The organism is Immundisolibacter sp. (assembly GCF_041625615.1).
Classification (GTDB): Bacteria; Pseudomonadota; Gammaproteobacteria; order Immundisolibacterales; family Immundisolibacteraceae; genus Immundisolibacter.
The window spans coordinates 1-4,040 of sequence record NZ_JBFJTF010000169.1 but is presented as its reverse complement, the minus strand read 5'-3'; the positions used below and the strand labels follow the sequence as shown (position 1 = coordinate 4,040).

Sequence of the window (4,040 nt, the reverse complement as noted above, 5' to 3'; positions counted from 1 at the left end):
GTCACTCCATCCACCACCACCATCTGCACGTCGGCACAGTCGCGGCGGAAGGGAATCGCCTCGCGATAGGCGTCCGAGGCGTAGAACGCCTCGGCAGCCGCCAGGTCGGGAAACTCGACGATGATCACCCGCGCCGTCTCCGGCCTGCCCTCAAGCGTCACCGTCTGACCACCACGGGCCAGAAACCGGCCACCGAACGCGGCAAGCGCCGCCGGCGTCCGCTCCATGTAGGCTCGGTACGCGTCGGCATCGTGGACATGCGCGCGGTAGATCAAATAAGCAGCCATGGCGCCTCACACAGATGTGCTCCGCCCACCCGCAGCTGCATCAATGCTCACATCCACCGGCAGGTCACGAATCTTGCGCAGTATCCTTCGGCGCCGTGCCAGCGGCCACCAGTCGTACAGATAGATCTGCAGCGGGCGCCACATCGCCACCCAGCCACTGATCAACAACCCTTCGCCCAGGATGTCCTGCCAGGCTCCCGTGAGCATCTGACCGAGCACGCGGCGCGCGGCCAGGCACACGAACAAAAAGCCAAGCCCGATCAGCAGGGACGCACGGCCACGCCGCATCAACGCCGCCAGTTCACGCTCGACGTGCGCGGCGCGATAATCGAAATAGCCCCGCAATGCCTCGCCCAGCACCGGTGCCACCGGGTCCGCGCGCGCGGCGGCCGGCACGTGCAACACGAGGCGCAAAGGCGTTTTTAGCGGAAACTCCTCGACCGCCCCGACGATGTACTGCTCGGCTTCGTCATCGAGATCCTTGTCGAGAAACGGCGCCGGGTCGAGAGAATTGAACAGGGCCCGCAACTCGCGCAGGCGGATCTCGACCAGGTAGACCCCATCCTCGCAGCGGTAGCGCCGCGCCAACCGCTGTGCCGGCGCCCCGCCCAACATGGCGATCAGTCCGTCCTGTGGCGCCCGGCCAGATAACGTCGGCGTGTGTCCCCGGGCAGCAACACGACCAGCGCCGCCAGCAATACACCCGACTTGGCATAGACCGACAGCGTCAGCGCGGGCTGGACCTGGAGTGACGCAGCCAGCACCAGCGCCGTGACCACCGACACCAAAAACACCGTGGCGCCGCCCACCGTCAACCACCAGGCCCAGGCCTGACCACGCCGCAAACCGTGCACCACCCACAGCACGCCGGCCAGCGTAATGGCGGCGCGCGACAGCTCTGTGCCAACACCTGCGTTCAACGCCGCCACCAGACCCTCGCCGAACGCAATGGCGCCATAGGCGAGCAGCAGCAGCCAGGGCAAGCGGTCACTGAGCATGTGAGCGGTTGGCGCGGCGCCGACGGTGACCACCGACGTTCAGGCAGCCTGTTCGGGAATGTCGTTGCCGATGCGGGTGATGCCGTTGCCGTCGTCCACATAGACCAAACGCGGCTTGTGAGTCTGCATCTCCGCGCGGTCAAGACCGCAATAGGCCGCGATGATGACCTTGTCGCCCACGCTCGCCTTATGAGCGGCAGCGCCGTTCACGGAAATCACCCGGCTGCCACGCTCGGCGCGAATGGCATAGGTGGTGAACCGCTCACCGTTGGCGATGTTATAGATATCGATCTGCTCATACTCACGGATACCGGACGCTTCGAGCAGGTCTGCGTCGATCGCGCACGAACCCTCGTAGTCAAGCTCGACCCGGGTCACCGTAACCCGGTGCAGCTTGGCCTTTAGCATGAACTGCATCATTGCCTGTACCTGCGGTGACTGGCTGGTGGACGCTCAGCCCCGATCATCCTGACCGGGACTCACAACGAACGGCTGGTTATCGATCAGCCTGGCCTTCCCCAACCAGGCGGCTGCTAGCACCACGCGCCGGCAGTCACCTGGCGCGGGGGGGGCCAATTGTGCATTGCGAAATCGAAAATATTCAACACGAAATCCCAATGCCTCGAGTCTGTCGACGTGGTGGGCCTCGATCTGCGCCCACGGCGCCAGAGGTTCCGCCCCTTCGCCGGCTGCCGTCTGCAGGGCCTCAAACAGGCGCGGCGCCAGGTCACGTTCCGCAGGTGTCAGGTACTGATTGCGCGAGCTCAGCGCGAGGCCATCGGCCTCGCGCACGGTCGGCACACCGATGATCTGAACGGGCAGAAGCAACTCGCGCACCACAGCCCGCACCACCGCCAGCTGCTGATAATCCTTCTCGCCGAAAATCGCGCAGTCAGGCTGCACCAGATTCAGCAACTTGATCACCACTGTCGCCATGCCGCGAAAATGGCCCGGCCTGAACTCGCCCTCCAGCGACTGGGCGCTGTGCGTCGGCTCCACGAATGCCCCCAGATCAAGACCGTCCGGATACATCGCCTCCACAGGCGGCGCGAACAGCGCATCGACGCCACGTCCATGCAACGCCTGGGCATCCTGCGCCAAGGTGCGCGGATAACGTGCGAAGTCGTCGGGCCGGTCGAACTGGGTCGGATTGACGAACACGCTCGCCACCACCCGCTGCGCGCCATGCGCACGAGCCGCGTCGATCAGGCGCAGGTGGCCCTCGTGAATGTTGCCCATGGTGGGCACCAGCGCGACGCGCTCGCCGGCCGCGCGCCAGGCCCGCAGCGCGGCGCGCAGTTCCGCCACGTCGTTGAACTGACGCATCAGTCGTAACCGTGCTCGACGGCCGGGAAACTGCCGTCCTTCACCGCTTTCACGTAGGCGCCGATGGCGACCGCCAGATCGTCACACCCGGCCAGGAAATTACGCACGAAACGCGCCGGCTGCGGATTCATGCCCAGCATGTCCTGCAATACCAGCACTTGCCCGTCGCACTGCACGCCGGCGCCGATGCCGATGGTGGGAATGTCGAGCAATGCGGTCAATTCGGCCGCCACGGCGCGCGGAATCGCCTCGAGCACCAACAGCGCCGCACCGGCCTCCTGCAGTGCAAGCGCATCCGCCCGCAGACGGGCCGCCGCCGCCTCGCCACGCCCCTGCACCTTGTAACCGCCGAGCTGGTGCACCGCCTGCGGCGTCAGCCCCAGATGCCCGCATACCGGCACGCCGCGCTCGACCAGGAACGCCACCGCCGGCGCCATGGCAGCTCCACCTTCGAGCTTCACCATGTGCGCCAGGCCTTCTTTCATCAGGCGCCCGGCACTGCGCAACGCCTGCTGGGGACTTTCCTGGTAGGTGAGAAACGGCAGGTCGGCAACCAGCAACGCGCGCTCGAGGCCGCGCGCCACGCAGCGGGTGTGATAGACCATGTCGTCCAGGGTCACCGGCACCGTGGTGGCCTGACCCTGGATCACGTTGCCGAGCGAGTCCCCGACCAGCACGACATCGACGCCGGCGGCGTCCAGCAGGCGGGCGAAGGCATAGTCATACGCCGTGAGCGAGGCGATCCGCTCGCCGGCGCGCTTCATCTTCAGCAGGGTATCGCGGGTGACGGCCATGCGTCTGACTCCTCGCGGCAACCACCGGGGGCTGCGGGGCGCGACATTCTAATGATCATGGCGCCGGGCGCCACCCGGGGCGGGTGCGCCCGGCCTCACCCGGCCGCCGCCAGCGCCCGGTCGAGCACGCGCAGATCGTGCCGTTGGCAGTGATCCAGCAGATCGGTGACCCGGCCACGACCGGGAATCAGCACATGCGGCGCGACCTCGGCCAGCGGCACAAGCACGAAATCGCGCGCGTGCGCGCCCGGATGCGGCAATGTCAGGGCCGGCCCGTCGCACACCAGGTCCGCGTACAGGAGCAGATCGAGATCAAGGGTGCGCGGCCCGTTTCGCTCCGCCGCGTCGCGCCGCCGACCATGCCGGCGTTCGATGTCCAACAGCGCGGCCAGCAGCTGCAGCGCTGGCTGGGCGGTCTCGACCCACGCCACGGCATTGACGTAGTCGGGCTGCCCGGCCGGCCCCATCGGCCGACTTCCGTACAACGCCGAGCGTTTCAGCAGGCGGGTGCCCGGCAGCAGGGCAATGGCATCGAGCGCCTGCTCGATCTGCCGCACCGGGTCACCCAGGTTGGCGCCCAGTCCGATGAAGGCCGGCTGGGCGCTCACGGCGCCGCGGAAGCAGAGGCCGCGGCC

Annotated in this window: 7 protein-coding genes; all 7 read right to left on the bottom strand. The window is 67.2% G+C overall.

The annotated features are described in order from the left end of the window. Positions 1 to 287 (bottom strand): DUF1330 domain-containing protein (locus ABYX71_RS10785; RefSeq protein WP_372696500.1); only part of this gene is annotated, 287 nt, incomplete at its 3' end. Between the two features lie 6 nt (positions 288 to 293). Next, on the bottom strand, positions 294 to 902 hold the full coding sequence (locus tag ABYX71_RS10780) for a hypothetical protein (RefSeq protein WP_372696499.1): 609 nt from the start codon (positions 900 to 902) through the stop codon (positions 294 to 296). A gap of 5 nt (positions 903 to 907) precedes the next feature. Continuing rightward, positions 908 to 1,285: a hypothetical protein gene (locus tag ABYX71_RS10775; RefSeq protein WP_372696498.1), complete on the bottom strand. Its 378-nt coding sequence runs from the start codon at positions 1,283 to 1,285 to the stop codon at positions 908 to 910. Positions 1,286 to 1,324: 39 nt separating this feature from the next. Then, a complete protein-coding gene (gene panD / locus ABYX71_RS10770) occupies positions 1,325 to 1,705 on the bottom strand; it encodes an aspartate 1-decarboxylase (RefSeq protein ID WP_372696497.1) in 381 nt (126 codons plus the stop codon). Between the two features lie 33 nt (positions 1,706 to 1,738). Further along, the gene (panC, locus tag ABYX71_RS10765; RefSeq protein WP_372696496.1) at positions 1,739 to 2,611 is read right to left on the bottom strand and encodes a pantoate--beta-alanine ligase; all 873 of its coding nucleotides are present in this window, start codon (positions 2,609 to 2,611) and stop codon (positions 1,739 to 1,741) included. Then, positions 2,611 to 3,405: a 3-methyl-2-oxobutanoate hydroxymethyltransferase gene (gene panB / locus ABYX71_RS10760; RefSeq protein ID WP_372696495.1), complete on the bottom strand. Its 795-nt coding sequence runs from the start codon at positions 3,403 to 3,405 to the stop codon at positions 2,611 to 2,613. Before panB ends, panC begins: the two co-directional genes overlap by 1 nt. A gap of 95 nt (positions 3,406 to 3,500) precedes the next feature. Continuing rightward, positions 3,501 to 4,013 carry a 2-amino-4-hydroxy-6-hydroxymethyldihydropteridine diphosphokinase gene (gene folK, locus ABYX71_RS10755; RefSeq protein ID WP_372696501.1) on the bottom strand — a complete coding sequence of 171 codons (513 nt, stop codon included), beginning with the start codon at positions 4,011 to 4,013 and terminating at the stop codon, positions 3,501 to 3,503. Positions 4,014 to 4,040 lie beyond the last annotated feature (27 nt).